Source organism: Paragemmobacter ruber, assembly GCF_009908315.1.
Lineage (GTDB): Bacteria > Pseudomonadota > Alphaproteobacteria > Rhodobacterales > Rhodobacteraceae > Paragemmobacter > Paragemmobacter ruber.
In genome coordinates this window covers 195,851-221,040 of record NZ_JAAATW010000003.1, presented here as the reverse complement: position 1 = coordinate 221,040, position 25,190 = coordinate 195,851, and the positions used below count along the sequence as shown (strand labels likewise).

30 protein-coding genes and 1 tRNA gene are annotated in these 25,190 nt (G+C 65.2%); 11 read left to right on the top strand and 20 right to left on the bottom strand.

Annotation, left to right across the window (positions count from 1 at the left end; genetic code table 11):
* The first annotated feature begins 6 nt into the window (after positions 1 to 6).
* From GU920_RS19350 to GU920_RS13255, 3 genes are all read left to right on the top strand, one after another.
* Entirely contained in the window at positions 7 to 987 is a 981-nt protein-coding gene (locus GU920_RS19350) for a MerR family transcriptional regulator (RefSeq protein ID WP_201744139.1), read from the top strand.
* Between the two features lie 62 nt (positions 988 to 1,049).
* Positions 1,050 to 1,127, top strand: a tRNA-Pro gene (locus GU920_RS13260).
* A 73-nt stretch (positions 1,128 to 1,200) separates the two neighbouring features.
* A complete protein-coding gene (locus tag GU920_RS13255; RefSeq protein ID WP_161767571.1) occupies positions 1,201 to 2,277 on the top strand; it encodes a 2'-deoxycytidine 5'-triphosphate deaminase in 1,077 nt (358 codons plus the stop codon).
* Between the two features lie 3 nt (positions 2,278 to 2,280).
* On the opposite strand, the gene GU920_RS13250 is transcribed toward GU920_RS13255, so the two are convergent.
* The 11 genes from GU920_RS13250 to GU920_RS13200 all read right to left on the bottom strand — a co-directional run bounded on the left by GU920_RS13250 (position 2,281) and on the right by GU920_RS13200 (position 11,348).
* Positions 2,281 to 2,493 carry a hypothetical protein gene (locus tag GU920_RS13250; protein WP_161767570.1) on the bottom strand — a complete coding sequence of 71 codons (213 nt, stop codon included), beginning with the start codon at positions 2,491 to 2,493 and terminating at the stop codon, positions 2,281 to 2,283.
* A gap of 16 nt (positions 2,494 to 2,509) precedes the next feature.
* Positions 2,510 to 3,157 carry an SMC-Scp complex subunit ScpB gene (scpB, locus tag GU920_RS13245; protein ID WP_161767569.1) on the bottom strand — a complete coding sequence of 216 codons (648 nt, stop codon included), beginning with the start codon at positions 3,155 to 3,157 and terminating at the stop codon, positions 2,510 to 2,512.
* A complete protein-coding gene (locus tag GU920_RS13240) occupies positions 3,154 to 3,942 on the bottom strand; it encodes a segregation and condensation protein A (RefSeq protein ID WP_161767568.1) in 789 nt (262 codons plus the stop codon). Before GU920_RS13240 ends, scpB begins: the two co-directional genes overlap by 4 nt.
* On the bottom strand, positions 3,935 to 4,951 hold the full coding sequence (locus GU920_RS13235; protein WP_161767567.1) for a glycoside hydrolase family 3 protein: 1,017 nt from the start codon (positions 4,949 to 4,951) through the stop codon (positions 3,935 to 3,937). Before GU920_RS13235 ends, GU920_RS13240 begins: the two co-directional genes overlap by 8 nt.
* Entirely contained in the window at positions 4,948 to 5,952 is a 1,005-nt protein-coding gene (locus tag GU920_RS13230) for an SPOR domain-containing protein (RefSeq protein WP_161767566.1), read from the bottom strand. The genes GU920_RS13235 and GU920_RS13230 overlap by 4 nt, the downstream gene beginning before the upstream one ends.
* Positions 5,953 to 6,027: 75 nt before the next feature.
* Positions 6,028 to 7,773, bottom strand: a complete 1,746-nt coding sequence (gene argS / locus GU920_RS13225) for an arginine--tRNA ligase (RefSeq protein WP_161767565.1) — start codon at positions 7,771 to 7,773, stop codon at positions 6,028 to 6,030.
* Between the two features lie 67 nt (positions 7,774 to 7,840).
* On the bottom strand, positions 7,841 to 8,239 hold the full coding sequence (locus GU920_RS13220) for a 3TM-type holin (protein WP_161767564.1): 399 nt from the start codon (positions 8,237 to 8,239) through the stop codon (positions 7,841 to 7,843).
* Complete coding sequence (locus GU920_RS13215) at positions 8,230 to 8,694, bottom strand: peptidoglycan-binding protein (protein ID WP_161767563.1); 465 nt, start codon at positions 8,692 to 8,694, stop codon at positions 8,230 to 8,232. Before GU920_RS13215 ends, GU920_RS13220 begins: the two co-directional genes overlap by 10 nt.
* 74 nt (positions 8,695 to 8,768) lie before the next feature.
* The gene (gene ccmE, locus GU920_RS13210; RefSeq protein WP_161768083.1) at positions 8,769 to 9,221 is read right to left on the bottom strand and encodes a cytochrome c maturation protein CcmE; all 453 of its coding nucleotides are present in this window, start codon (positions 9,219 to 9,221) and stop codon (positions 8,769 to 8,771) included.
* 17 nt (positions 9,222 to 9,238) lie between these two features.
* Positions 9,239 to 10,267, bottom strand: coding sequence for an N-acetyl-gamma-glutamyl-phosphate reductase (argC, locus tag GU920_RS13205; protein WP_161767562.1), 1,029 nt, complete (start codon positions 10,265 to 10,267; stop codon positions 9,239 to 9,241).
* 268 nt (positions 10,268 to 10,535) lie between these two features.
* Positions 10,536 to 11,348: a glutamate racemase gene (locus tag GU920_RS13200; protein ID WP_161767561.1), complete on the bottom strand. Its 813-nt coding sequence runs from the start codon at positions 11,346 to 11,348 to the stop codon at positions 10,536 to 10,538.
* A gap of 211 nt (positions 11,349 to 11,559) precedes the next feature.
* Between GU920_RS13200 and GU920_RS13195 the strand changes: the two genes are divergently transcribed.
* Entirely contained in the window at positions 11,560 to 12,453 is an 894-nt protein-coding gene (locus GU920_RS13195) for a LysR family transcriptional regulator (protein ID WP_161768082.1), read from the top strand.
* 284 nt (positions 12,454 to 12,737) lie between these two features.
* Here the strand turns inward: GU920_RS13195 and GU920_RS13190 are convergent, their stop codons facing one another.
* Genes GU920_RS13190 through GU920_RS13180 form a run of 3 tightly spaced genes read right to left on the bottom strand, consistent with a single transcriptional unit; the run spans position 12,738 to position 14,777 of the window.
* The gene (locus GU920_RS13190; RefSeq protein ID WP_161767560.1) at positions 12,738 to 13,967 is read right to left on the bottom strand and encodes an RNA polymerase sigma factor; all 1,230 of its coding nucleotides are present in this window, start codon (positions 13,965 to 13,967) and stop codon (positions 12,738 to 12,740) included.
* Complete coding sequence (locus tag GU920_RS13185) at positions 13,968 to 14,330, bottom strand: YciI family protein (protein WP_161767559.1); 363 nt, start codon at positions 14,328 to 14,330, stop codon at positions 13,968 to 13,970. It abuts the gene before it with no gap.
* 51 nt (positions 14,331 to 14,381) lie between these two features.
* Positions 14,382 to 14,777: an MAPEG family protein gene (locus tag GU920_RS13180; RefSeq protein ID WP_161767558.1), complete on the bottom strand. Its 396-nt coding sequence runs from the start codon at positions 14,775 to 14,777 to the stop codon at positions 14,382 to 14,384.
* A 283-nt stretch (positions 14,778 to 15,060) separates the two neighbouring features.
* On the opposite strand from GU920_RS13180, the gene purL reads away from it, so the two are divergent.
* Genes purL through grxD form a run of 5 tightly spaced genes read left to right on the top strand, consistent with a single transcriptional unit; the run spans position 15,061 to position 18,841 of the window.
* Entirely contained in the window at positions 15,061 to 17,214 is a 2,154-nt protein-coding gene (purL, locus tag GU920_RS13175) for a phosphoribosylformylglycinamidine synthase subunit PurL (protein ID WP_161767557.1), read from the top strand.
* A complete protein-coding gene (locus tag GU920_RS13170) occupies positions 17,214 to 17,693 on the top strand; it encodes a GNAT family N-acetyltransferase (protein ID WP_161767556.1) in 480 nt (159 codons plus the stop codon). The genes purL and GU920_RS13170 overlap by 1 nt, the downstream gene beginning before the upstream one ends.
* The gene (locus GU920_RS13165; protein WP_161767555.1) at positions 17,675 to 18,196 is read left to right on the top strand and encodes a GNAT family N-acetyltransferase; all 522 of its coding nucleotides are present in this window, start codon (positions 17,675 to 17,677) and stop codon (positions 18,194 to 18,196) included. Before GU920_RS13170 ends, GU920_RS13165 begins: the two co-directional genes overlap by 19 nt.
* 35 nt (positions 18,197 to 18,231) lie before the next feature.
* The gene (locus GU920_RS13160; protein ID WP_161767554.1) at positions 18,232 to 18,468 is read left to right on the top strand and encodes a BolA/IbaG family iron-sulfur metabolism protein; all 237 of its coding nucleotides are present in this window, start codon (positions 18,232 to 18,234) and stop codon (positions 18,466 to 18,468) included.
* A 13-nt stretch (positions 18,469 to 18,481) separates the two neighbouring features.
* On the top strand, positions 18,482 to 18,841 hold the full coding sequence (gene grxD, locus GU920_RS13155; RefSeq protein ID WP_161767553.1) for a Grx4 family monothiol glutaredoxin: 360 nt from the start codon (positions 18,482 to 18,484) through the stop codon (positions 18,839 to 18,841).
* A 54-nt stretch (positions 18,842 to 18,895) separates the two neighbouring features.
* On the opposite strand, the gene GU920_RS13150 is transcribed toward grxD, so the two are convergent.
* The 5 genes from GU920_RS13150 to GU920_RS13130 all read right to left on the bottom strand — a co-directional run bounded on the left by GU920_RS13150 (position 18,896) and on the right by GU920_RS13130 (position 20,727).
* On the bottom strand, positions 18,896 to 19,195 hold the full coding sequence (locus tag GU920_RS13150; protein WP_161767552.1) for a CcdB family protein: 300 nt from the start codon (positions 19,193 to 19,195) through the stop codon (positions 18,896 to 18,898).
* Positions 19,195 to 19,422 carry a type II toxin-antitoxin system CcdA family antitoxin gene (locus tag GU920_RS13145; protein WP_161767551.1) on the bottom strand — a complete coding sequence of 76 codons (228 nt, stop codon included), beginning with the start codon at positions 19,420 to 19,422 and terminating at the stop codon, positions 19,195 to 19,197. The genes GU920_RS13150 and GU920_RS13145 overlap by 1 nt, the downstream gene beginning before the upstream one ends.
* Before the next feature lie 63 nt (positions 19,423 to 19,485).
* Positions 19,486 to 19,812: an MliC family protein gene (locus GU920_RS13140; RefSeq protein WP_161767550.1), complete on the bottom strand. Its 327-nt coding sequence runs from the start codon at positions 19,810 to 19,812 to the stop codon at positions 19,486 to 19,488.
* A complete protein-coding gene (locus tag GU920_RS13135; protein ID WP_161767549.1) occupies positions 19,812 to 20,180 on the bottom strand; it encodes a cell division protein ZapA in 369 nt (122 codons plus the stop codon). Before GU920_RS13135 ends, GU920_RS13140 begins: the two co-directional genes overlap by 1 nt.
* The gene (locus tag GU920_RS13130) at positions 20,173 to 20,727 is read right to left on the bottom strand and encodes a hypothetical protein (RefSeq protein ID WP_235933295.1); all 555 of its coding nucleotides are present in this window, start codon (positions 20,725 to 20,727) and stop codon (positions 20,173 to 20,175) included. The genes GU920_RS13135 and GU920_RS13130 overlap by 8 nt, the downstream gene beginning before the upstream one ends.
* 221 nt (positions 20,728 to 20,948) lie before the next feature.
* Here GU920_RS13130 and tkt point away from each other — a divergent pair, with 221 nt between their 5' ends.
* Entirely contained in the window at positions 20,949 to 22,964 is a 2,016-nt protein-coding gene (gene tkt, locus GU920_RS13125) for a transketolase (protein ID WP_161768081.1), read from the top strand.
* Between the two features lie 53 nt (positions 22,965 to 23,017).
* On the opposite strand, the gene GU920_RS13120 is transcribed toward tkt, so the two are convergent.
* Complete coding sequence (locus GU920_RS13120; protein WP_161767547.1) at positions 23,018 to 23,992, bottom strand: DUF808 domain-containing protein; 975 nt, start codon at positions 23,990 to 23,992, stop codon at positions 23,018 to 23,020.
* A 192-nt stretch (positions 23,993 to 24,184) separates the two neighbouring features.
* Between GU920_RS13120 and gap the strand changes: the two genes are divergently transcribed.
* Positions 24,185 to 25,189 carry a type I glyceraldehyde-3-phosphate dehydrogenase gene (gap, locus tag GU920_RS13115; protein WP_161767546.1) on the top strand — a complete coding sequence of 335 codons (1,005 nt, stop codon included), beginning with the start codon at positions 24,185 to 24,187 and terminating at the stop codon, positions 25,187 to 25,189.
* The last annotated feature ends 1 nt before the right edge of the window (position 25,190 follow it).

Sequence of the window (25,190 nt, the reverse complement as noted above, 5' to 3'; positions counted from 1 at the left end):
CCGCCGATGGACAAGTCGCCAGAGGCGTTCCGCACCATCAGTGAAGTTGCCGATTTTCTGGAAACGCCTGCCCATGTGCTGCGCTTCTGGGAAAGTCGCTTTCCCCAGATCCGCCCGGTAAAGCGTGCCGGGGGCAGGCGATATTACCGGCCTGGTGACGTGGCCCTGCTCGCGGGGATCAAGCGGCTGCTTCACGACGAAGGCATGACGATCCGGGGCGTGCAGAAAATACTGCGCGAACAAGGGATTAGGCATGTAGCCAGCCTTGGATCCGGCGATTCCCCGGCGGCTCTTCTGGACAGCGACATCGAGGCCGTGCTGAGCGCCGAGTATGGCCCCGCTGCACGGGTCCTGTCCGATCAGATGCCATCGGACGAGGCCTTGCAAACCGCACAAATCATTTCGCTGGAAACCGCCCTGAACCGGCACGATCCGGCGCGGGGCGCACCGCCGGTTCAAGGGGACCTCTGGCCCGGCGATCCAGCAGACCGGCCAGAGGACGCGGATGCCGCCATGGACAGTGCAGAGGCCTGGCCGGGCGATCCTGCGCTTGCCCCGAATGTCATCGCGGCGGAAGCCGCGCGCGAACCGGGTTCGGGTGAATCGCATGACGACGCATCGTCGGAGGCGATGCCTGCTGACCCGCCCATGCCCGACGAGGCTGCGCCCCACGGTGATGACGTGGCAGCGGTGTCCGAGCACGCGTCCCCAACGCCGCCAGAGACGGCGATCCCCGCGCCCGCCGTGGATGAGGACCGCATCGCGAACGTCTCGTCCGAGGCTGCCCCTGTCGAATCGCAGGATGCGGGTGCCGATGTGGCACCTGTGGCAGAGAGCGACGAGCTTGTGGCGACTGTTGCGGCGCTCCTGCGCCGGGTAACGCCTGCGCAGGCTGAACCGGTTGAGGCAGAGCTTGCCCGCTTGCACTCGCGCCTGATGGACCTGCGCGGACGGGTGGCGGATGCCGCGCGGCGCCGTGCGAAGTGAACACAACGGCATGCGCTTTCCGTCTTGCCCCTGCCCGGAATATCGGTATGTATCCCGCCTGTCGGGCCGTGGCGCAGCCTGGTTAGCGCGTCCGTCTGGGGGGCGGAAGGTCGTGAGTTCGAATCTCACCGGCCCGACCATCACCGAAACCGCCCGCCTGCCACACGGCAGCGCGGGCGGTTCTGTTTCAAGGGCTTACCAAAGGGGCGCGACATGATGGCGAAGGGTGTCCTCCCCTCTCAGGCGCTGCGGCAGCTCATCGCGGATGGGGCGATCAGCGCCAGCCAACCCATCATCGCGGCGCAGATCCAGCCGGCCAGCCTTGACCTGCGGCTGGGAACCGTCGCTTACCGTGTGCGGGCCTCCTTCCTTGCCGGGCATGGGCGCAAGGTGGCCGATCGTCTGGCCGAGTTCGAGATGCACCGCGTGGATCTGACGGCGGGGGCGGTTCTGGAAAAGGGCTGTGTCTATGTGATCCCGCTGATGGAGGGGCTTTCCCTGCCGGACGGCCTTACCGCCGTGGCAAATGCCAAAAGTTCGACCGGGCGGCTGGATCTGCTCACGCGCACCATCACCGATGGCGGCACCGAGTTTGACCGCATCCCAGAAGGCTATGTCGGCCCTCTTTATGCCGAGGTCTGCCCCAAGAGTTTTTCCGTGCTGGTGCGGCCCGGCATGCGGTTGAACCAGATCCGCTTTCGGCAGGGTCAGGCCGTGCTGACGGATGGCGAACTGACACAGCTGCACGCAGCAGAGCCGCTGGTTTCGGGCGAGGCCGTGATTTCCGAAGGCTTGGGCTTTTCGGTCGATCTGCGGCCAGCGCGCGGCGATCTGGTGGGCTACCGCGCCAAACCGCATACGGGCGTGGTGGACCTTGATCTCATCGGGCATTATCCGGCGGCAGAGTTCTGGGAAGAGATCCGCACGACCGAGGGGCGGATTATCCTCGATCCGGGCGCCTTCTACATTCTGGTCAGCCGCGAAGCGGTGACGATCCCGCCCGATTGCGCCGCCGAAATGGCCCCCTATCTGGCGATGGTGGGCGAATTCCGGGTGCATTACGCCGGTTTCTTCGATCCGGGCTTTGGCCATGCCGCCGCAGGTGGCGCGGGTTCGCGCGGCGTGCTTGAGGTGCGCTGCCACGAAGCCCCCTTCGTGCTGGAACACGGGCAGGTGGTCGGGCGGCTGGTCTATGAACGCATGCAGTCGCGCCCTGACACGCTGTATGGGCAGGCGATCCGGTCAAACTATCAAGGTCAGGGCCTGAAACTGGCCAAGCAATTCCGCTGACGCCTAGCGCCAGAAACGGCGGCCAAGCTTCATCAGATCGCTCATCCGCTTTTGCGTGTCCTTGGTCTGCTGGGCGCGGCGGCGGGCATCGGGATCGGCGCGGCCTGGGGTGCCCTGCGTCTTGCCCATGCGGTTGATGCCTTCCTTCATGGCCTTGCCCAGAAACTGGCGCAGCAGGCGGCCGCCGACACCTTGCAGCAAACGATTCAGATCCATCTCAGCGCTCCCATACTCAATCCTCGAACAACTCACTTTGCCCGGCGGGACTTTCCTCATCCTCATCTGGGGATTGTTGGCTGCCAGGCAAGGGGCGATTGTCCAGAAGTCCCGCCGCCCGCAATTCCTTGAGGCCCGGCAGATCGCGGGCGGATTCCAGACCAAAGTGATCGAGGAACTGTTCCGTCACCACGAATGTGACCGGTCGGCCCGGCGTCATGCGGCGGCGGCCAAGGCGGATCCATTCCAGTTCCAGCAACTGGTCGATGGTGCCGCGAGACACGGCCACACCCCGGATCTCTTCGATCTCGGCCCGGGTGACGGGCTGATGATAGGCGACGATGGCAAGCGTTTCGATGGCGGCGCGCGACAGCTTGCGCTGTTCCACGGTTTCCTTGCGCATCAGATGGCCCAGATCGGGCGCCGTGCGAAAGGCATGGGCATCCCCCACGCGCACGAGGGTCACACCCCGCCCCTCATAGCGTTTGCGCAGATAGACCAGCGCCTCGGCCGGGTCGCAGCCATGCGGCATCCGGGCGGCAAGTTCGGCCACTGTCACCGGCTCGGCCGAGGCAAAGAGGATCGCCTCGACCATGCGTTCCTGTTCGGCCATGGGCGGGGCCTCGAACAGGCTCCTCTCGATGGGTTCGGATGTATCGCTCATGGGTCTTTCCGGCGCAGCTGGATGGGCGCGAAGGTTTCACCCTGCCGCAGTTCGATCTGGCCGCGCTTGGCCAGTTCCAGAACGGCGGCGAAATGGGCGGCGGTGCTGGACCGGCGGCGCATCGGGTTGATGTCCCAGCCATCGGGCAGGAACGACGTCAGATCCGCCCAGACACCCGCAAATCCGATCATGCCGCGCAGGCGATCCAGTGCCTGTTCCATGGTGAAGACGTGATCGCGGTCCATCACGAAGGGGCGGAATTCATCCTTGGTGCGGATGCGGGCATAGGCGCGCATCAGATCAATCAGGGTGGCCGAATAGGTGACCACGCGGTGCCGTGTGACATCCTCGGGCAGGCCGCGGGCAAAGAAATCGCGGCCCAGCTGATCGCGCGCCATCAGGCGGGCGGCTGCCTCGCGCATGGCCTGCAGGCGTTCAAGCTGGAAGGCCAGATGGGCGGCCAGTTCCTCGGCGGATGGGCCGTCATCGCTGGGATCGGGCGGCAAGAGGAGGCGCGATTTCAGGAAGGCCAGCCACGCCGCCATGACAAGGTAATCCGCGGCTAGTTCGATCCGCAGGGTGCGGGCGCGTTCAACAAAGCCCAGATACTGATCGGCCAGTTGCAGGATGGAAATGCGCCGGAGATCCACCTTCTGGGTGCGCGACAGCATCAGCAGCAGATCGAGCGGCCCTTCGAACCCGTCGACATCGACAATCAGGCTTTCCGCCGACAGACGCTCTGCCGTGGAGAGCCGCTCTTCGCCGGACCAATCCTCATCAGCCATGCGCCGCTTCCTGCAAGATCATCGCAAGGTCGGCCTCAAGCCGGGCGATGTCAACAGGATCAGGGGGACGGCGGGCGGCCAGCGCGGCTTCGGCCCGGGCGCGGGTGGCCGGGCCCATCGCCCCGGCTGCGGCGGCTACGGATTGCATTTCGGCCAGATCACCCTTGCAATGCAGGGCGATATCGCAGCCCGCCGCAATGGCGCGGGCGGCGCGTTCCGCCAGGCTGCCCGACAAGGCCTGCATGTTCAGATCATCGGTCAGAAGCAGGCCCTTGAAACCGATCCGCTCTCGGATCACGCGGATCATGATCGGGGATTGGGTCGCGGGACGCGCGGGATCATGGGCGGCAAAGACGACATGCGCGGTCATCGCCATGGGAAGATCGGCCAGCGCGCGAAAGGGGGCGAAATCGGTGTCGTCCAGCACGGCGGCCTCTTCGGTGACGGTCGGCAGATCGTGATGCGTGTCAGCAGCAGACCGGCCATGGCCGGGCATGTGCTTGACCACCGGCAGCACGCCGCCCGCCAGATGGGCATCCGCCACGGCGCGGGCCACCGCGCCCACTTGCGCGGGATCGGTGCCGTAGCAGCGGTTGCGCAGGAAGGGATGTGTCGCCTCTGTCGCCAGATCCGCGCAGGGTGCGCAGTTCGCGTCGATCCCGACCTTGCGCAGTTCATCCGCAATGATCCGCGACCGGATGGCCATGCCTTCGGCCGCGCGGGCGCCGGAGCGGGCGACCTGATCCAGCGGCGGCAGCCATTCCCGCCAATGCGGCGCCCGCAGACGCTGCACCCGCCCGCCTTCCTGATCCACCAGAACGGGCGCATCGCGACCGACCGCTTCGCGCAGATCAGACGTCAGGCGGCGCACCTGATCGGGCGTCTCGACATTGCGGGCGAACAGGATGAAGCCAAGCGGATCGGCATCACGAAAGAAGGCCCGTTCCTCTGGCAAGAGGGTGGGACCGGCGCAACCAAAGATCGTGGCGCCCGTGCCGATCGCTGTCATCGCTGTTCGACCGGGATGCAGGAGGCGTTCTGTTCCAAGAGCGTGGTGCAGAAGCCGCGGGCCGATGATTCATCGGCGAAGCCATGCGCCCGCAGGCGATAGAAGCTGCGCCCGCCGCTTTCGGCGGCCTGCACCACCAGCGCCTTGCCTGCCATCGCATCGGCGAACTGGTTGGAAAGCTTGGTCCATTCGGCGCGCGCCTGTTCAGGCGTATCGAAGGCACCCAGTTGCACCAGCCGGGTGCCGGCGGGGATGCTGGCCGGGTCCACCTCGGCCACGCCGGTGGCCGAGACGGGCGCGGCGTCGGTCAGGGTCACGCCAAGATCGGCGCTGGCCGCCACATTGGCCGAGATGCTGGACGGGCGCGGGCGCGGGCGGAGCGTGGCGCTGCCGGTCGCGTTGTCCGCTGTGGCGGTCTCTGCCGGGATCGGGTCGGTGATGGGTTCGGCCAGCGCCTCGGCCAATGCCATCGCAACGGCATCGGGATCGGGGCCGAGTGTATCGGTCGCCGCGACGTCATCCTGCGGCTGCGCCAGCGCATCGTCCGCCAGCGGCGCGGTGGTGAGGGGCGCCGTCGCAAGATCCGATGCACCATCCGCCGCCTGCGGGGACGCTGCCGCGTCGAGCGGCGTCAGACCGGCACTGTCTTCTGGCGCAAGATCGACCGGGCGCGGGGCAAGGACCAGCCGATCGGGCGGCGGCGCGGCTGTGCCAAGGGCTGCCACGGTGTTCACGGCTAGGCCCTGATGATCGGCCACTTCGCCGCCGGGATTTTCCGGCGCGATGCGCATGGGGCCTGCCATCGCCTTGATCACCGGCACGCCGTTCACGTCACGCACAGCCAGACGATAGCCCCAGAAGGCAAGACCAACGACAAGCGCCACAGAACAGACGGCACCCGCCAGATGCGTGATCTGCGTCAGGCGCGCGTGCCCTGCCCCGCGCGGCGCCCAATGGGATGCGCGATCCAACTCGAACTCATCGAAATCCACGTCCGCCATGCCATGCCTCTTGAGGGATGCGATACGTGCCGCATCCACTTCGTTTGCCTGCTCGACCGGACGGGGCGCTGTTGATCAGCGCATTTCCTCGACCGGAGTGACGCCCAAGATACCAAGACCCGCGCAAATGACAACGGAAACGCTGCGCGCAAGGGCGATTTTCGCCTGAGACGTGGCCGGATCGCCGTCTTGGATAAAGCGCAGCGAGACATCCTCGTTCCCGCGGTTCCAAAGCCCGTGGAAATCGGAGGCCAGCTCGTAGAGGTAGAAGGCGATGCGGTGCGGTTCGTTGTTGCGCGACGCGATCTCGACCAGACGCGGCCATTCGGCGATCTTGCGCGCCATGGCCAGTTCCGCCTCATGCGTCAGGATCGACAGATCGGCCGCCGACAGGGTGGCATCTGCCACATCCAGCCCCGCCTCGCGCGCCTTTCGCAGCACCGAATGGATGCGCGCATTGGCATATTGCACGTAGAAAACCGGGTTGTCCTTGGACTGTTCCAGCACCTTGTCGAAATCGAAATCGAGCGCCGCGTCATTCTTGCGCGTCAGCATGACAAAGCGCGTCACATCGGCCCCGGCCTGTTCCACCACATCGCGCAGGGTGACGAAGGTGCCTGCCCGCTTGGACATCTTGAAGGGTTCGCCGTTCTTGTAGAGCTTCACCAGCTGGATCAGCTTGATATCCAGCGGCACCCGCCCGTTCGACAGGGCCGAAACGGCGGCCTTCATCCGCTTGACATAGCCGCCGTGATCGGCGCCGAAGATGTCGATCAGGGCGTCAAAGCCCCGCCGCACCTTGTTGTAGTGATAGGCGATGTCGGGCGCGAAATACGTCCAGCTGCCATCGGATTTCTGCACCGGGCGATCCACGTCATCGCCATGCGCGGTGGAGCGGAACAGCGTCTGCACGCGCGGTTCCCAATCATCGGGTTCCTTGCCCTTGGGCGGCTCCAGAACGCCTTCGTAGATCAGATCCATCCCGCGCAGGGTGGCGATGGCGGCCTCGATCTCGCCCGTGCCATAGAGCGCCTTTTCTGACGAATAGACATCCATCTCGACGCCGAGAAGTTTCAGATCGGCGCGGATTTCGGCCATCATCAGATCGGTGGCGAAATCGCGCACGTCGCGCAGCCAGACGGATTCCGGCTGATCCAAAAGGCTCGCGCCGTATTTGGCCTTTAACGCCTCACCCACGGGGATGAGGTAATCGCCGGGATAAAGGCCTTCGCGGATCTCGGGTTCCAGACCATTGGCCTCGCGGTAGCGTTCATAGGCAGAGCGCGCCAGCACATCGACCTGCGCGCCGCCGTCGTTGATGTAGTATTCGCGCGTCACCTCCCAGCCGGTAAAGGCCAGAAGCCGCGCCAGCGCATCGCCGAAGATCGCGCCGCGGGTATGGCCCACATGCATGGGGCCGGTGGGGTTGGCAGAGACAAACTCGACGTTCACCCGCATCCCCTGCCCCAGCCTGGAGCGGCCATAGTCCGTGCCCTGCGTCAGGGCCGCACGCAACAGGCTGTGCCAGATCGCCGGATCAAGGCGCAGGTTCAGAAAGCCCGGGCCGGCCACATCGGCCCCGGCGATGCGCGGATCCTGCATCAGGCGGCTGGCCAGCGCTTCGGCGATGGCGCGGGGTTGCAGGCCTGCGGGCTTGGCCAGAACCATGGCGGCGTTGGTCGCCATGTCGCCATGCGCGGCGTCGCGCGGGGGTTCCACCGCCACAGCACCCAGATCGAGACCTGCGGGAAGCGTCCCCTGCGCTGCCAGATCGTCCAGCGCCGCGATCACGAGGTCGCGGATGTCCGAGAAGAGGTTCATTTGATCACATTCCTGTCTGCTTGCCCCGGCAATGCCAGAGGGCAAGGGACAGGTCAAGGATCGGGCGTCACTCTGGCTCTGCGGCCGCAGGCGCGGGCGGGGCTGGACTTTCGTTTCGCGGGGCCGCTTGACGGGCGGGGCGGTGGCGCATGTGATGCGCCTCGCGCGCGCCAAAATGGCCCGCGATCACGGCGCCGAGCAGCCACCAAAGCTCGGTCGGCGCGGATTGCAGGGCCTGCATCCGCTGCACAAACCCGGCCGGATCGAACATGGCAAAGGCCATCAGCGCCAAGGCGCCATAGGCCAGCGCCGGACGCGGCAGCCGGTTCAGCGCATCGACCAGCCGATCATAGCGCCCGGGCGGGCGCGGCGCGGTGTCGGCGTGGGTGTCGGCGTCGGGAAAGAGCGCGGCCAGCGCGTCGAGTGTGGCGGGGGCGCCCTTGAGCGTGCGGGAGATCAGGTCCATGCGGCAATCCTCGCGCGATGTTCGGCTTCGGACAGGTGAATGTCGGCGGGCAGGAACGCCTCGGCCGCCGTGATGCGGGGGCCTTTGGCGCCATCGGCATCGGCGACCTGCCGACGGATGGCCCGGTTCGCGAAGGCCTGTTCATAGGCCCGTTCCCGGCGTTCCCGGGCGCAGGCCTGCAGCACCCTGTCGCCCCAGCGCGCCACGGCGTTGCGGGCGGCCCGCAGGGTGGCCGGGCAGATCACACCGCTGCGGGGGCATGTATCGCCCAGCCGGTTCAACACGGACTGCAGCGAGATGATCGCGTGACGGCCAGCCGCGAGGTAATGTTCAAAGGTGCAGGCCTGCAGGCTTTCGGGCAGCGAATGCAGCCCGGGCGCGCGGAACTGTCGCTCCAGCAGCGCCTCGGCGGCCGCGCCTGCGGTTTCGATGGCAATGTCTTCGACGGTCTTCATGCAGCCTCCGCGTCTGGTGAACACGGGCGCAGGCTGCAGGTCAGATGTTAACGCCGTGACGAGAGAGCGCGCGCTCAGCTGCCCGAGGCATCGGGATCGACATAGACCCCCTGTTCCTTCAGCGCATCCACAACCTCGGCCGGCATGTAGGTTTCGTCGTGTCGGGCAAGGATTTCCGTGGCCTGGAAGGTGCCGTCCACCATGCTGCCGGTGCCGACCATGCCTTCGCCTTCGCCAAAGAGATCCGGCAGCACGCCCGTATAGGCCACGGGGATGGACTGGTTCATGTCGGTGACGCGGAAGGTGACGGTTTCGCCCTGCCCGCGGACGATCGACCCTTCCTCGACCAGACCGCCGATGCGGAACACCTCGCCCGCCGTTGGCGGATCCTCGACCACCTGCGTGGGCGAGCGGAAGAAATTGATGCCGTCCCGCATCGCATAGCCGACCAAGGCGGTGGCGCCGATCAACGCCACGGTGGCAAGCGCGATGATCTGGATACGGCGTTGTTTCTTCAGGCCTTTCAGTCCGGCCATGATCCCTCCTACGGGAAGACGGGGGCGAGCAACAGCCCTTGGGTTTCGGGCAGGCCCAGCATGAGGTTGGCGTTCTGGATAGCCTGACCGGAAGAGCCCTTGGTCAGGTTGTCCAGCACGGCGATCACGACGGTGCGGCCGGGGATGCGGTCGCCGGTGACCCCGATGTGGCAGTAGTTGGATGCTGCAATGTCGCGTGTCGAGGGGAGCGCGCCAAAAGGTAGCACTTTCAGGAAAGGCTCGGCTGCATAAGCGGTTGCGAGGGTTTCGTGAACCACCTTCGGGTCGCCCTTGACATAGACGGTGGCGAGGATGCCGCGGTTCATGGGCAAAAGGTGCGGGGTGAATTGCACCAGCACGGGGCGCCCCGCTATCGCACTGAATTCCTGATCGAATTCGCCGAGGTGCCGATGCTTTCCACCCGCGGAATAGCTGTGTGTGCCGCCCGACAGTTCGGCATGCAGCAGGTTCTCCTTCAGGGACCGCCCTGCCCCGCTGACGCCTGCCTTGAGGTCGATCAGGATATCGTCAAGGTCGATGCAACCCTTTGAAATCAGGGGGCGCAGTGCGTACTGGCCAGTGGCCGCATTGCACCCCGTGCCGGCCACGAGGCGGGCTTTTGCGATCTCGTCCCGGTAGAATTCGGTGAGGCCATAGACGGCCTCGGCCTGCAGGTCGAGGGCGGCGTGAGGCTGGCCGTACCACCGTTCATAGGCGGCGGGGTCGCGCAGGCGGAAATCGGCAGATAGATCCACGATGCGGAGGTTGCGCGGGAGGGCCGACACAACCTGTTGTGTCGTTGCATGGGGCAGCGCGCAGAAGCACAGGTCGATGCCGGTAAAGTCGATCTCGTCGATCTTCTGGAGTTTCGGCAAGGTCAGGTGACGCAGGAAGGGGAAGACGTCGGCCATGTCCATCCCGGCCTTGCGATCGGCGGAAAGGGCCGCGATTTCAAGGCCTTCATGCGTGGCGATCAGGCGGACGAGTTCCGCGCCCGTATAGCCCGATGCCCCAAGGATGGCGACTTTCGCGGTCATGGCGACCCCCTTTCCAGATGCGGCGTTGATGGTGCAGGCAGGCGCCCGTGGCAAGGGGTTTTTGGCATCCAGGGCGTGCAGATCGGCGTGCAGCAGCGCAGTGCAGACGGGCGTATGCACGCGGCGCGCGGTGATCCGCAGAAGGGCGCAACGGTTTTCGGGGTGGGTTGGGGCAGCGGAACGTGGGCGACAAGCGCCCACCCTACGGGACCGGCGGGATCAATCCCGCGCTGCGGGTTGCGCTTGGTGTGGTTCTGCGCTGTCCGGCCTAGGCCGCCTCGAACGTGATCTTCCGGCGCAGGAATTGCGTGGCCTTGCTGGACACGGCCTTTGGATCGCCGGTCGTGAGGAATTTCGACTCGCGTCCCGTTCCCAGAAATTCGGGCCGCCGGGTGAGGTAATCCGCCAGCGCATCGGCCACGAGATTGGCCTGGCTGTAGACCTTCACGCCGGGACCCAAGGCCTCTTGGAACACCTTTTCCATCAGGGGGTAGTGGGTGCAGCCGAGGATGGCGGCTTCGGGTGCGGGCATGCGGCGCTTGAGCGCCTCGACATGGGAACGCACCAGCGCCTCGGCCAGGATTTCATCGCCCTGTTCGATGGCATCGACCACGCCACCGCAGGGCTGCGCCTCGACATCCACGCCGATGGCGCGGAAGGCCAGTTCGCGCTGAAACGCGCGGGAGGCGACGGTGGCGGGGGTGGCGAAGAGGGCCACATGTTTCACGGCCACCTCGCGCGGGGGGGAGTTGTCGCCCCATTGGCGTTCGGTCAGCGCCTCGATCAGGGGGACAAAGACGCCGAGGACGCGCTTGTGCGGCGGGACCCAGGTTTCCTGCATCCTTTTCAGCGCGGCGGCAGAGGCGGTGTTGCAGGCGAGGATCACCAGATCGCAGCCCTCGGCCCAGAGCCGTTCGGTGGCGGCGCAGGTCAGGTTGAAGATGTCATCGGCGGTGCGCACCCCATAGGGTGCGTGGGCATTGTCGCCCAGATAGACGAAGGGGACATCGGGAAGGCGGCGGGTCACGGCATCAAGGACTGTCAGCCCGCCAAGCCCCGAATCGAATACGCCCACTGCCATGACCTGCCCCTTTGTGCCTGATGCGCCGCTTTTGCCCGGTTGTCCCCGGTTATGCCCGATTTCGGGCAGCATAGGCGCGTTGGGCGCGGCGCGAAAGGCCAAGCGCGCGGTGTGGCAAAATCGGAGCCATGCGTCCTTTACATACCAGCTATACTTCTTATGTGGGGCGGACGTGCTAGGATGGCGCGGATGACAAGGGTGAGTGATGCAGATGGATTGGGACAAACTGCGCATTTTTCACGCGGTGGCCGACAAGGGCAGTCTGACCCATGCCGGGGATGTGCTGCATCTGAGCCAGTCTGCCGTCAGCCGCCAGATCCGCGCGCTGGAGGAAAGCCTGAACGTGACGCTGTTCCACCGCCATGCGCGGGGCCTGATCCTGACGGAACAGGGCGAGTTGCTGTTCGATGCGACCACCCAGATGGTCAAGCGGCTGGACGCCACCGCCGCGCGCATCCGCGACAGCGAAGACGAGGTGTTCGGTGAGTTGCGGGTGACGACGACGGTGGGCTTCGGCACGCTGTGGCTGGCACCCCGTTTGACGGCGCTTTATCAGAAATACCCCGAATTGAAGATCGACCTGATGCTGGAAGAGCGCGTGCTGGACCTGCCGATGCGCGAGGCTGACGTGGCGATCCGCATGAAGGAGCCCAGCCAGGCCGACCTGATCCGCAAGCGGCTGATGCAGATCCGGATGCGGCTTTATGCGACGCCGGACTATCTGGCCAAGCACGGCACGCCCGTAACGATGGCGGATTTCCATTCCCACCGGCTGATCTGCCAGCACGCAGGCACGGCACAGGTGGCCGCAGGCGCGATGCTGGTGGCGCAGCTGATGAGCCATGACATCCCGTCAACCCTGACGGTGAACAACTATTTTGGGGTGTTGCAGGGTGTGTTGAACAATATCGGGATCGGTGTGCTGCCCGATTATATTACCGAGGATTTCCCCGATCTGGTGCGCGTGCTGCCGGATGTGGAAAGCGGCGAAGTGCCTGTATTTCTGGCCTATCCCGAGGAGTTGCGCCATTCCAAGCGCGTGGCGGCCTTCCGCGAGTTCGTGACCGAGGAAATCTTCAAATACCGCAAGCGCGAACAGGGCTGACCGGGCCGGCCAATGCGGAGGAAAGGGGCGACAGGGACGGGTGCCCGAGGTCAGCCCGCGACGTGCCACATGCCACGCAGACGAAAGCCATGCAGGCGCTGCATAGCGGACATGCTGCACTTAGGGCGATCCTGCCCTTGCACGATCAGGCGCGCCACCCTAATTGAAGGGGCGAGGCGCTGATCGAGTTTACCTCTTAGCGTCTCATACCTCCCTGTTGGACTTGGGCCGAGCTTCTGCTCGGCCTTTTTTTTCATTTTCGCCGGGGCGCGCAGATTTGCCTGTCAGCGGGGCAACGCATCGCGGCCTTTGCTCAGGAATAGGGCATCGTTGAGAGAGCCCGCCATCGCGATCGCACGATCATAGGCGACGCGTGAGTCGTCGTGACGCCCGGCGCGGGCAAGCAGGGCAGCGCGGGCGGCATGGTAGGGCTGATAGGCCTGCAGCGCGGCATCGAGCGGGTGCAGACGCGCCAGAGCCTCGGTCACATAGCCTGCTTCGGCCAATGCCACGGCGTGATTGAGCGCGATGACGGGTGTCGGTTCGTGGATATAAAGCCGCGTGTAGAGTGCCGCGATTTGGGGCCAGTCGGGGCCGGGATCGGCCATCTGGCAGGCGGCGATGGCGGCCTTGATCTGGAACGGCCCCGGCGCGCGGCGGGCCAGCGCCTGATCCAGTAGCGCCCTGCCCTCGGCCAGTGCGGGCGCATCCCACAGGCGGCGATCCTGTGCGGCTGGCGGCAGGGTCGCGCCGTCCGGCCCGATGCGCGCCGCGCGGCGGGAGTCGGTGAGCAAGAGCAGCGCGAGGGCGCCTTCGATCTCGGCCTCGGCGGGGCGGAGGTCGGCCAGCAGGCGCGCGAGGAAAATCGCCTCGGCGCAGAGATCGCGGGGTTCGTCCGGCCCCGCCGTGTAGCCGGTGGTGAAGATCAGATAGACCGTGGTCAGGACCGCGTTGAGGCGATCCTCCCAGGCTTCGGGTCCCGGCACGGCAAAGGGGATGCGCGCCTTGGCGATCTTGGCCTTGGCGCGCGACAGACGCTGACCCATGGCAGGTTCTGAATCAAGGAAGACGCGCGCGATATCCGTGGTTGTAAGGCCGCAGACGGTGCGCAGGGTGAGCGCCACTTGTGACTTTTGCTCCAAAGCCGGGTGGCAGCAAGTAACGATAAGGGACAGCCGTTCATCCGGGATATGCGCGGCTTCCATCTCCTCGGCCTCTGCCTTTGCCAAGACGGCCATCGCCGCCGCCTTCTTCGCCTCGCGCGCACCGCCACGCATGCGGTCGATCGCCTTGCGCAGCGCCACTTTCAGCAGCCAACCCTGCGGAGATGATGGCGGGCCCGCCCTGCCCCAATGGCTGACGGCGGAAAGGGCCGCCTCTTGCAGGACCTCTTCCGCCAGTTCCCAGTCACGCAGGCGACTGATCAGCGCCGCCATCAGCCGCCCCCGGTCATCGCGCATCACCGCCTCGAGGGCTTTGGTGGCGGCGATGGCCTGGGGGGCGGCTGTGGTCATTCAGTTGTCCATCGGATTGTAGTTCATCAGCGGGCGCACCTCGACCGTGCCATAGGCCACGGCCGGAACCAGCGCGGCATATTTCAGGGCCGTATCCAGATCCGGCACGTCGATCAGGTAGTAGCCGCCCAGATGCTCTTTGGTTTCGGCAAAGGGCCCGTCCATGGTTTCCACCTTGCCACCGCGCTGCCGCACCGATGTGGCCGTTTCAATGCCTTGCAACGCTTCGCCGGCTTTTAGCACGCCATCAGCCTTCATTCTTTCGTTCAGCATGAAATAGCCGCCCATCATCGCATCGAATTCCTTGGTGCCATACGCAGGTTCACTGGTCGGGTCGCTGTAGATGAGGATCATGTATTGCATTGTTTTTCTCCATTGTCCTTGGGGTTGCAGCTGGTCAGGGTAAAGTCGGGATCACAAGCCGAGGATGTTGACGCCAAGGCAGACCATGGCGTTCAGCGTGGCCAGCAGGTTGGTGCTGTTGCCGATGTAGCGGGCGGGCAGGCCTGCGTTGTTGATAGCGCCCAGGCCGAACGGATGGACGATCCGCCCGATCAGCAGCAGCGCACCGGAGATGTGCAGGTAGATGTCCGGCGCGCCCATGCCTTCGGCAAGGATCATCAGGATCAGCACGAAGGTCGTCCATTCGACAAAGTTGCCGTGCTGGCGCACACGGCGAAGAAGTTCGGTGTTCCCGCCGTCACCATAGGAAATTTTCTCCTTGCCACGGACCGCGCTGACGCGGAACCACAGGACGAGATAGATGAAGGCAAGAGGCAGAGCGTAGAGCGGCGTGACTTCAAACAACATGGTGGTTCCCTTCTGTTTTCGTGTTTCGATACCCCAAGGACGCCGCCAGTTTGCCGTTTTCGACATGGGCCCAAAGAAAAGCTTGAAAAAAGTTGCAACGCGCTTGCAGCCGCGTGGCAGTTTTGCATCTAACCATCTGCAATTGTTTCATTTTGTGACGTCGGAGAAAAATTCTCCGAACCCAAAGAATTTTCGCGCGGGGGACGGGCCTGCCACCCTGCCCCTTTCCCTTGGCCAGTAATTCGCCTATCAGGCGCGTAAATCCCCGATGTTTGAGGCCCGCATGTCTGATCCCGCCATCACCCCGGACCTGATCGCCAGCCACGGGCTTAAGCCGGATGAATATGAACGCATCCTTGGCATCATCGGGCGGGAGCCGACCTTCACCGAACTGGGCATCTTCAGCGCGATGTGGAACGAGCATTGTTCCTACAAATCGTCGAAGAAATGGCTGCGCACGCTGCCGACCACGGGGCCGCAGGTGATCTGTGGGCCGGGCGAGAATGCGGGGGTGGTGGATATCGGCGACGGGCAGGCGGTGATCTTCAAGATGGAGAGCCACAACCACCCATCTTACATCGAACCCCATCAGGGTGCGGCGACGGGTGTGGGGGGCATTCTGCGCGATGTCTTTACCATGGGCGCGCGGCCCATCGCGGCGATGAACGCGCTGTCTTTCGGAGAGCCGTCGCATCCCAAGACGTCCCATCTGGTGAAGGGCGTGGTCGAGGGGATCGGGGCCTATGGCAATGCCTTTGGCGTGCCGACGGTGGGCGGCGAGGTGCGGTTCCACCGCGCCTATAACGGCAACTGTCTGGTCAATGCCTTTGCCGCCGGTCTGGCCGATACGGACAAGATCTTCTATTCCGCCGCCAGCGGCGTGGGGATGCCGGTGGTCTATCTTGGCGCGAAAACCGGGCGCGATGGCGTGGGCGGCGCGACGATGGCCAGCGCCGAGTTTGACGACACCATCGAAGAGAAGCGCCCCACCGTGCAGGTGGGCGACCCCTTCACCGAAAAACGCCTGCTGGAGGCCTGTCTGGAGCTGATGGCATCGGGCGCGGTGATTTCGATTCAGGACATGGGGGCTGCGGGGCTGACCTGTTCGGCGGTGGAGATGGGCGACAAGGGCGGCCTTGGCATCCGGCTGCAACTGGACAACGTGCCCCAGCGCGAAACCGGCATGACGGCCTATGAGATGATGCTGTCGGAAAGTCAGGAGCGGATGCTGATGGTGCTGAAGCCTTCGATGGAGGCCGAGGCGCGGGCGATCTTTGAAAAGTGGGATCTGGATTTCGCCATCGTGGGCGAGACGATTCCCGAGGACCGCTTCCTGATCGTGCATGGCAACGAGGTGAAGGCGGATCTGCCTTTGTCCAAGCTGTCGTCGTCTGCGCCGGAATATGATCGGCCTTGGGTGGAAACGCCTGCGGCGGCGCCCTTGGGCGCTGTTCCGGCGATTGCGCCCCTTGCGGGGCTGCGGGCGCTGATCGGCAGCCCGACCTATGCCCACAAGGCGTGGGTCTGGGAACAGTATGACAGCCAGGTGGGCGCCGATACGGTGGTGACGCCGGGCCTGCCTGCGGGCGTGGTGCGGGTGCATGGCACGGGCAAGGCGCTGGCCTTCACGTCGGACGTGACGCCGCGCTATGTGAAGGCGAACCCAGTGGAGGGCGGCAAGCAGGCGGTGGCCGAGGCGTACCGCAACCTGACGGCGGTGGGGGCGCGGCCCCTGGCCACGACCGACAACCTGAATTTTGGCAATCCCGAAAAGCCCGAGATCATGGGGCAGTTCGTCGGCGCGATCAAAGGTATCGGAGCCGCGGTGGCGGCGCTGGACATGCCCATCGTTTCGGGCAACGTGTCGCTTTACAATGAAACCGACGGGCGGGCGATCCTGCCCACGCCGACGATCGGGGCGGTGGGGATCCTCTCCACGCTCGACGAGGTGATCAACGGTCGGCCGGTCGCCGGGGACGCGCTGGTGCTGATCGGAGCGCCAGGCGCGCATCTGGGGCAATCGGCGGTGCTGGCCGAGATGTTCGGGATCGAGGCGGGCGATGCGCCCGCCGTCGATCTGGCAGCAGAGAAGCGGCATGGGGAATTCGTGCGGGCCAACCGCGCGCTGATCCGGGCCTGCACCGACCTTGGCGATGGCGGCCTTGCGCTGGCGGCGTTCGAGATGGCCGAAGGGGCCTGTCAGGGTGTGACGCTGGAGAGCGGCGAGGCGGGCTTCCTGTTCGGCGAGGATCAGGCGCGCTACATCGTGGCCACCGACAAGGCGGATGCGCTGATCGCGGCGGGCAAGGCGGCGGGGGTTCCTGTCGCGGTTGTCGGCCGGTTCGGGGGGGATGTCGTATCGCTGGGCGGCGAGGCGGCTGCGCTGGCGGAGTTGTCGGCGCTCTACCGTTCGGCCTTTGCGCGGGCTGTGGCCTGATGCTGCGGCGGGCGACCGATGGGGAAATCCCTGCGGTCGCCGCGCTGATCGCGGCCAATCCCATGGCCCTGTTGCAGCAGCCGGAGGCGTGGCTGCGCGAGATTGCCGGGGGCGAGGCGCGCGGTGTCCTGATCTGGGACGAGGGCGGCATCGAAGGTTTTGCCGTGATCGACTGGGAGTATCCGGGGGTGATCGGGCTGTGGAACCTTGGGGTGGTGCAGCCGCGCCGGGGCGTTGGGCAACGGCTGATCCGCGCGGTGCTGGACGAGGTGTTCGGCAGGCTTGGCGCGCATCGCCTGTTCTGCGATGCGGCCTTTGACAATGCGGCGGCCATCGCGGCCTTTGGCAAGGCGGGTTTCGTGCGGGAAGGCGTGATGCGGGAATGCTGGCAGCGGGAGCCGGGGGTCTGGGTCGATTGCGTGGCCTTTTCCATGCTGGCCCGTGAATGGCGGGCCGATGCGTGGCAGGCACGCGCATGACGCTGCGCCCTGCCCTGCCCGCGGATTATGCCTTCATCCGGTCGCTGACGCAGCGCCCGGACTATGCCCCCTTCCTGACGGACGAAGATGAGGCGCGGCTGGATTTCTATGCCACGGATCCCGCGCATCGCCTTCTCATCTGGGAAGAGGACGGGCGCGCGGCGGGGTTCGCGCTGTGGGCCGAGATCGGCGATCCGTCGGGGCGGGTAGAGTTGCGGCGGCTCGGATTGGCCGAGGTCGGGGGCGGGCGGGGGTTGCACTTTGTGCGGGCGCTGACCGATTACGGTTTTGCGCGTCTGGGCGCGCGCAAGATCTGGCTGGATGCGAGCGGCGAGAACGGGCGCGCGCAGAAGGTTTACGCGCAGGCGGGATACCGGCTGGAGGGGCGGCTGGTGGATCACTGGTTCCGCCCGGTTCTAGGGCGGAATGTGGATGTGATGCTTTACGGTCTGCTGCGGGCGGAGTGGGAGGCCCAGCGGGGACTTGCGGCCCCTGCCCCATAGGCATACATCTTCGGACAGGAATACCGGAGTGCCCCATGCCGATCACCGCACGCGATATCGAGAACCTGATCCGCGAAAGTTTTCCGGACGCCAAGATCACGGTGCAGGGCGATGACGGGCAGCATTTCGCGGCGGAAGTGATCGACGCGAGTTTCCGGGGGTTGAACCGGGTGCAGCAGCAGCGGGCGGTCTATGCCGCGCTGAAGGGCAAGATGGATGGCGCGCATGGGGAGCTTCATGCGCTGGCGCTGACGACCAAGGCGCCGGATTGAGAGGATGACAGGAATGAGCGCTGAAGCGACGATCCGCGAGACGATCGAAAAGAATGACGTGGTGCTGTTCATGAAGGGCACCAAGATGATGCCGCAATGCGGGTTTTCGTCCCGCGTGGCGGGGGTGCTGAATTACATGGGCGTGGAATTCGCCGATGTGAACGTGCTGGCAGACCCGGAAATCCGGCAAGGCATCAAGGATTTCAGCGACTGGCCGACGATTCCGCAGCTGTATGTGAAGGGGGAATTCGTGGGCGGCTGCGATATCGTCACCGAGATGACGCTGTCGGGCGAATTGGACACGCTTCTTGAAACGAACGGCATCGCCTTCGACAAGGATGCCGCGAACAAGATCCGCGAGGCGAATGCCTAAGAGGGCATGATGCGCGTAAGGAAAGGCCCGCCCTTGGCGGGCCTTTTTGTTTCATCAGGCCCCTGTCAGCATCAGGTCGAAGGCCCGGATGATCCGGTCGCGTTCATGTGCGAGCGTAGCGACAAAAGTACCGAGTTCGGCAAGCGTCAAGGTCGCCAGAACATGCGGGGCAAGGCGCAAGCGGATGTCGCCCGCGGTAAGTATCGGCGACAGGGCCGGAAGCGCCGGTGCGGTTGCATCCTCAGGCACGGCGAGGCACACGGCGCGTGTGTTCAGGCCATCGAGGATGCCGGACTGAAGGACAACGACATATTCCCCCTGCGCCATGCGATAGAGGTCGAACTGATCGGACATCAGAATTTCTTGTAACCCGCAAGGGGAACGCCGTTCTCTTCGATCCACTTGTTATAGGCCGCGATGTCGGCGGCGTTGTCCTGTTTCCAGCGGCGGGCGCGCTCAGTGCGGACCTGTGCGAGGATGCCTTCCTCGGCGGCGCGGGAGATGTTGATGCCCAAGGCGCGCGCCTCGTCCAGAAGAGCGGCATCGAGGGTCATGGAGGTGGGGCGGCGGGTGGCGGGCATGGCGGGCTCCTTCGGCGCTGGCGAGGATACCGCAAAACATACCGCAGTGTAAGCGGTATGCCGTCAGCCGGGGCTGCAGGTCAGAAGCGGGGTTTCCGTGCCCGCTTCGCCATCCTTCCACAGAAGCGTCGCCGCCTCCCCCTTGGTCCACCAGACGTAGCCTGACCCATCAGACGGCCAGGCATAGCGCGCGCCGGATGCGGCGGGTTCGTTGTAGAGAAGGATCTGGCGCCCCTCGACATGCAGCACCACCAGCGAGGTGTCCGGCGCGTTGACATAGACCACCGGCACGGCGACATCGCGATCGCAGGCGTAGGTCAGGTTCTGGACCTGCGTTTCGGCCAGCGCCGGGCCGGCCATCAGGGCAAGCGCGAGAACGGCCCTGCGCATCAGGCAGACCTTTGCGCGTCGTCCAGCCGATCCGCCAGCGCCTCGGCCTGCGCCGCGATCTCGGCCAGCGTTTCGGTGACCTGTGGCGGGATCACCGGCACCTCGACCCGGGTTTCGGGGCGGCTTTCCAGTTCGGCCAGCCGCGCCTTGAGGGTGCGTATCTCATCTTCCACGGCGGCGGTCTTGTCGGCCAGCATCAGACCCGCCATCAGCAGCATCTTGGCTTCCGGCAGGCGGCCCATCTGGGCGATCAGCGGCTGGGCTTCGGCATCGAGCATGGCGGCGGCGGCGCGGAGGAAATGCTCCTCGCCCGCCTGGCAGGCGACGGGAAAGCTGCGGCCCCCGACAGTGATGGTAAGTTCAGGCATCGAGGCGCTCTTCCTTGATCAGCGGGGTCAGTTCGGACAGGATTTCATCCATCTCGGCCACTTCGGACAGGCGAGCGACGCGCATCGCCTCTAGCTCGGCCATCATGGCGCGGTTGATCTGTTCGGGATCGGCAAGGTTGGCCGCCTGCGCCCGGCGCAGGCCGCGCAGGTTTTCGCGCAGTTGCACGACCGTCTTACGCATGCGGTGGATTTCAAGCCCCTGCACATCCAGCTGGGCCGTCATCTTTTCGATCCGGGCGAGAAGCTCTGCCTGATCGGCAGGGGGCAGCGGTGCGTCCGCCGGTTCGCGCGCGGCCAGCGCATCGATCTGCTGGCGTAGCGCGGCGACCGTTTCACGTTCGGACGCAAGCGCCACCTGCAGGTGCTGGATCTGGGCGGCGGTCGCAGTCTCTGTGGCGGTCTCGGGTGCCGTTTCGGCGCCAGTCTCGGAGCGGGGTTCGGCTGCCGCGGGTTGGGCGGCGAGTGCTTCGATACCGGCGCCGATGCGTTGCAAGGCGGCGGCGATGCGGCGTTCCAGCTCGGCCATGTCCTGCATTGAAATGCCTTTCTGTCCTGGCTTTCGTTTCTTTTCTTTTGGGTGTCGTGACCGAATACGAATCAAGACACCCCGGCCTGCCATGCAGTGTAGCGCAAGAATAAGGCGCAACTCACGCCTTTGCACCCAAGGGCTTGCGCGGATTGCTTGATCTTGCCCGTCCCAGCACTTAGAGCGGGGCGGAAATCCCACCTTCAGACAGGACCATGGCCTTGGACATCGAAACGCTCCGCGCCCGCCACCCGGACCACTGGATGCGCGCCTGCGCGATCCGCACCCTGACGCTGGACGCCGTCGCGGCGGCGAATTCGGGACATTCGGGGATGCCCATGGGCATGGCCGATGTGGCAACCGTGCTGTTCGAAAAGCATCTGAACTTTGATCCCGCCGCGCCGCGCTGGCCGAACCGGGACCGGTTCATCCTGTCGGCAGGGCATGGGTCGATGCTGATCTATTCGCTGCTCTACCTGACCGGCTATGCCGACATGACGCTGGATCAGATCAAGAATTTCCGCCAATGGGGCGCGATCACGGCGGGCCATCCCGAGTTTGGCCATGTCGCGGGGGTGGAGACGACGACCGGGCCGCTGGGCCAGGGCATCGCCAATGCCGTGGGCTTTGCCATGGCCGAAGAAAACCTGCGCGCGCGCTGGGGGGCGAAGATCGTCGATCACCACACCTATGTGATTGCGGGCGACGGATGCCTGATGGAAGGCGTCAGCCAAGAGGCGATCGCTCTGGCGGGCAAGCAGCAGCTGAGCCGTCTGATCGTGCTGTGGGATGACAATGGCATCACCATCGACGGCAAGGTGTCGATTGCCGATGTGACGGATCAGAAGGCGCGCTTTGCGGCATCCAGTTGGAATGTGCTGTCCTGCGATGGGCATGATCCGGAAGATATCGACCGCGCGCTGGTGGCGGCGAAGGCATCGGACAGGCCCACGATGATCGCCTGCAAGACGCATATCGCGCTGGGCCATGCGGCGCAGGACACGTCCAAAGGCCATGGCGCGCTGACGGATGCGGCGCAGATGGCGGCGGCGAAGGCGGCCTATGGCTGGGATCACCCGGCCTTCGTTGTCCCGTCCGACATCAAGACGGCCTGGGAAGCCAAGGGCGCGCGCGGCGCCAAGGCCCATGCAGAGTGGAAGGCGCGGCTTGAGGCGCTGTCGGCGGCAAAACAGGCCGAATTCGCGCGCATCTTCGCGGGCGAGGCCCCGGCGAAGCTGGCCTCGGTCATCCGCGGGGTGAAGAAGGCGGCCGTGGAGGCGATGCCGAAACTGGCGACCCGGGCGGCATCGGAAAAGGTGCTGGCGGCGGTCAATCCCGTGATGACGGAAACCATCGGGGGGTCTGCGGACCTGACCGGATCGAACAACACCAAGACCGCCGATCTGGGCGTCTTCACACCCGAAGACCGCAAGGGGCGTTACGTCTATTACGGCATCCGCGAACATGGGATGGCGGCGGCGATGAACGGCATGGCGCTGCATGGCGGCGTGCGGCCCTATGGCGGCACGTTCATGTGCTTTACCGACTATGCCCGCCCGTCGATGCGCCTGTCGGCGCTGATGGGGCTGCCGGTTGTCTATGTGATGACGCATGACAGCATCGGTCTGGGTGAGGATGGGCCGACCCACCAGCCGGTGGAACATCTGGCGATCAGCCGGTCCACGCCTAACACGGTGGTGATCCGCCCTGCCGATCTGGTCGAGACGGCGGAAGCATGGGAAGTGGCGCTGACCGCCAAGACCACGCCCACCGTGCTGGCACTGAGCCGTCAGAACCTGCCTGCGGTGCGCAAGGCGCATGTGAACCAGAACCTTGTCGCCAAGGGCGCCTATGTTCTGGAAGAGGCGACGGGCAAGCGGCAGGTGATCCTGATTGCCACGGGTTCCGAGGTGGAGATCGCGCTGAAGGCGCGGGCGGCGCTGGAGGCCGAAGGGATCGGCACGCGGGTCGTTTCCATGCCGTCGATGGAACTGTTTGCCGCGCAGGACGAGGCGTACCGCAAGCGCGTGCTGCCGGGTGGCCCGGTGCGCGTGGCCATCGAGGCGGGCGTGCGTCAGGGCTGGGATCGCTGGCTGCTGGGCGAGCGCGGGAAGGAGACGAAGGCCGGCTTTGTGGGCATGGCATCCTTTGGCGCCTCGGCGCCGATGGAGCGGCTTTACAAGGAGTTCGGCATCACGGCGGAAAATACCGTGGCGGTGGTGAAGTCCCTGCTCTGATCAAAAATCTTCGAAGATTTTTGCAAATTTCTTCGTAGAAATTTGGGCCGCGCCTAGGGCGCGGCTTTCTTCTTTCCTGTCACCGCGGCGATCGCAGGGCCGATGATGCGGGTCGCCACCGGGATCAGCGCGAGGCCGAGGATAAGGCCGAAAATCCCGTCGAAGAACGCCGTGACGAGCCAGGCGACAAAACCCTGCGCCACCTCGATGGCGGCAGCGGCACCATCGGCAAGGTGGTGGATCGTCTCATAGGGCCAAGCCCAGAGATGCGTCACCTCGAGCCCGTGGGTCACGATGTTTCCGCCCACCCAGAGCATCGCAGCAGTGCCGATGAAGGACAGCGCCGCCATCAGCTTTGGCATCCCCTTGACCAGCCCGCGCCCGAGCGCGCGCCCTGCCCCGGTGCGACCTGTGGCGGCCATGTGCAGGCCCACGTCATCCATCTTCACGATCAGCGCCACGGCACCATAGACCGCGACGGTGATCAGGATGCCCACAACGGCCAGGGTCGCGGCCTGCATCCAGAAGTTCGGGTTCTCGATGGTGGCGAGCGCGATGGTCATGATCTCGGCCGACAGGATGAAATCGGTCTTGATCGCGCCTGCGACCTTTTCCTCTTCCAGACGGGCGGGATCCTTGGTGTTGAAATCCGCCTCGACCGCGTGATCGGCATGGGGGGCGAAGGCGTGCAGCACCTTTTCGGCCCCCTCAAAGCACAGATAGGCCCCGCCCAGCATCAAGAGCGGGGTGATCGCGGCGGGAAGAAAGTGATCGAGCGCAAGGAGCGCGGGCAGAAGGATCACCAGCTTGTTGCGCACCGAACCCAGCGCGATGCGCCAGATGATGGGAAGTTCGCGATCCGCCTCGAACCCGTGGACATATTTGGGCGTCACGGCGGCATCGTCGATCACCACACCTGCGGCCTTGACCCCTGCCTTGGCGGCGGCGGCGGCGATGTCATCAACGGAAGCGGCGGCGACCTTGGCGATGGCGGCCACGTCGTCGAGCAGGGCGAGCAAGCCACTCATGCAAATCATCCTTATCCAATCGGTTTCGTTGTAGCGAAGAGCGGCAGGCTTGGCAAAGCCTGCGCGATGTTAGCGCAAACCTGCGATGTTTGCGGTAACACATTGTTTTTCTGAAATTTTTTGCTTTCCGCGGGTATTTGCGGGGGTTATGCCCTGCCCCATCGTGCGAGTCATCGGAAGGGAGAAGCCGGCATGACCATCACCATCGGGATCAACGGATTTGGCCGGATCGGGCGCTGCACGCTGGCCCATATCGCCGAGAGCAACCGCAATGACGTGCAGGTGGTGGCAATCAACGCCACCGGGCCGGTGGAGACGAATGCGCATCTTCTGAAATACGACTCGGTTCACGGGCGGTTTCCCGGCACCGTGAAGGTGACCGACGGGATGCTGGATCTGGGGCGCGGGCCGATCCGGGTGATGTCGAGCTATGATCCCCAGACGCTGGACTGGGAGGGCGTCGATGTGGTGCTGGAATGTACCGGCGCGTTCAACGACCGTGACAAGGCGGCGGTGCATCTGGGGCGCGGCGCGCGGCGGGTGCTGGTCAGCGCGCCGGCCAAGCGGGCGGACAAGACGGTGGTTTACGGCGTGAACCATCGCAGCCTGACGGACGCGCATCTGGTGGTGTCGAACGGATCCTGCACGACGAACTGTCTGGCGCCGTTGGCCAAGGTGCTGAATGACGCGATCGGGATCGAGAGCGGCATCATGACGACGATCCATTCCTACACGGGCGACCAGCCGACGCTGGACCGCCGCCACGCCGATCTCTACCGCGCCCGCGCGGCGGCCATGGCGATGGTGCCCACCAGCACCGGCGCGGCGAAGGCCTTGGGCGAGGTGCTGCCCGAACTTGCGGGGCGGCTGGACGGGACGGCGATCCGCGTGCCCACCCCGAACGTGAGCGCGGTGGACCTGACCTTCGTGGCCGGCAAATCGGTGACGGTGCAGGACGTGAACGAGATCGTGCGCGAGGCGGCGGCGGGCTACATGGGCATGGTGCTGGCTTATGATCCGGAACCCAAGGTTTCCATCGACTTCAATCACACGCCACATTCGTCTATCTTCGCCCCGGACCAGACCAAGGTGGTCGGCGGCCGCACGGTGCGCGTGCTGGCATGGTATGACAACGAGTGGGGCTTCTCCTGCCGGATGGCCGATGTGGCCGGGGTGATGGGGCGGCTCCTCCACTGAT

What these genes read in the sequence shown, in the direction of transcription:
- GU920_RS13230 (WP_161767566.1), bottom strand. Translation starts at nt 5,952, where the DNA reads ATGGCGGACGTGGATTTCGATGAGTTCGAGTTGGATCGCGCATCCCAT.
- GU920_RS13135 (WP_161767549.1), bottom strand. Translation starts at nt 20,180, where the DNA reads ATGCCTGAACTTACCATCACTGTCGGGGGCCGCAGCTTTCCCGTCGCC.
- GU920_RS13130 (WP_235933295.1), bottom strand. Translation starts at nt 20,727, where the DNA reads ATGGCCGAGCTGGAACGCCGCATCGCCGCCGCCTTGCAACGCATCGGC.
- grxD (WP_161767553.1), top strand. Translation starts at nt 18,482, where the DNA reads ATGAGCGCTGAAGCGACGATCCGCGAGACGATCGAAAAGAATGACGTG.
- gap (WP_161767546.1), top strand. Translation starts at nt 24,185, where the DNA reads ATGACCATCACCATCGGGATCAACGGATTTGGCCGGATCGGGCGCTGC.
- GU920_RS13170 (WP_161767556.1), top strand. Translation starts at nt 17,214, where the DNA reads ATGCTGCGGCGGGCGACCGATGGGGAAATCCCTGCGGTCGCCGCGCTG.
- GU920_RS13120 (WP_161767547.1), bottom strand. Translation starts at nt 23,992, where the DNA reads ATGAGTGGCTTGCTCGCCCTGCTCGACGACGTGGCCGCCATCGCCAAG.
- GU920_RS13180 (WP_161767558.1), bottom strand. Translation starts at nt 14,777, where the DNA reads ATGTTGTTTGAAGTCACGCCGCTCTACGCTCTGCCTCTTGCCTTCATC.
- GU920_RS13195 (WP_161768082.1), top strand. Translation starts at nt 11,560, where the DNA reads ATGGATTGGGACAAACTGCGCATTTTTCACGCGGTGGCCGACAAGGGC.
- GU920_RS13185 (WP_161767559.1), bottom strand. Translation starts at nt 14,330, where the DNA reads ATGCAATACATGATCCTCATCTACAGCGACCCGACCAGTGAACCTGCG.
- purL (WP_161767557.1), top strand. Translation starts at nt 15,061, where the DNA reads ATGTCTGATCCCGCCATCACCCCGGACCTGATCGCCAGCCACGGGCTT.
- GU920_RS19350 (WP_201744139.1), top strand. Translation starts at nt 7, where the DNA reads ATGGACAAGTCGCCAGAGGCGTTCCGCACCATCAGTGAAGTTGCCGAT.
- GU920_RS13140 (WP_161767550.1), bottom strand. Translation starts at nt 19,812, where the DNA reads ATGCGCAGGGCCGTTCTCGCGCTTGCCCTGATGGCCGGCCCGGCGCTG.
- GU920_RS13150 (WP_161767552.1), bottom strand. Translation starts at nt 19,195, where the DNA reads ATGTCCGATCAGTTCGACCTCTATCGCATGGCGCAGGGGGAATATGTC.
- GU920_RS13220 (WP_161767564.1), bottom strand. Translation starts at nt 8,239, where the DNA reads ATGGACCTGATCTCCCGCACGCTCAAGGGCGCCCCCGCCACACTCGAC.
- GU920_RS13145 (WP_161767551.1), bottom strand. Translation starts at nt 19,422, where the DNA reads ATGCCCGCCACCCGCCGCCCCACCTCCATGACCCTCGATGCCGCTCTT.
- argS (WP_161767565.1), bottom strand. Translation starts at nt 7,773, where the DNA reads ATGAACCTCTTCTCGGACATCCGCGACCTCGTGATCGCGGCGCTGGAC.
- GU920_RS13190 (WP_161767560.1), bottom strand. Translation starts at nt 13,967, where the DNA reads ATGACCACAGCCGCCCCCCAGGCCATCGCCGCCACCAAAGCCCTCGAG.
- argC (WP_161767562.1), bottom strand. Translation starts at nt 10,267, where the DNA reads ATGACCGCGAAAGTCGCCATCCTTGGGGCATCGGGCTATACGGGCGCG.
- GU920_RS13255 (WP_161767571.1), top strand. Translation starts at nt 1,201, where the DNA reads ATGATGGCGAAGGGTGTCCTCCCCTCTCAGGCGCTGCGGCAGCTCATC.
- GU920_RS13235 (WP_161767567.1), bottom strand. Translation starts at nt 4,951, where the DNA reads ATGACAGCGATCGGCACGGGCGCCACGATCTTTGGTTGCGCCGGTCCC.
- GU920_RS13215 (WP_161767563.1), bottom strand. Translation starts at nt 8,694, where the DNA reads ATGAAGACCGTCGAAGACATTGCCATCGAAACCGCAGGCGCGGCCGCC.
- GU920_RS13160 (WP_161767554.1), top strand. Translation starts at nt 18,232, where the DNA reads ATGCCGATCACCGCACGCGATATCGAGAACCTGATCCGCGAAAGTTTT.
- scpB (WP_161767569.1), bottom strand. Translation starts at nt 3,157, where the DNA reads ATGAGCGATACATCCGAACCCATCGAGAGGAGCCTGTTCGAGGCCCCG.
- GU920_RS13240 (WP_161767568.1), bottom strand. Translation starts at nt 3,942, where the DNA reads ATGGCTGATGAGGATTGGTCCGGCGAAGAGCGGCTCTCCACGGCAGAG.
- GU920_RS13250 (WP_161767570.1), bottom strand. Translation starts at nt 2,493, where the DNA reads ATGGATCTGAATCGTTTGCTGCAAGGTGTCGGCGGCCGCCTGCTGCGC.
- GU920_RS13200 (WP_161767561.1), bottom strand. Translation starts at nt 11,348, where the DNA reads ATGGCAGTGGGCGTATTCGATTCGGGGCTTGGCGGGCTGACAGTCCTT.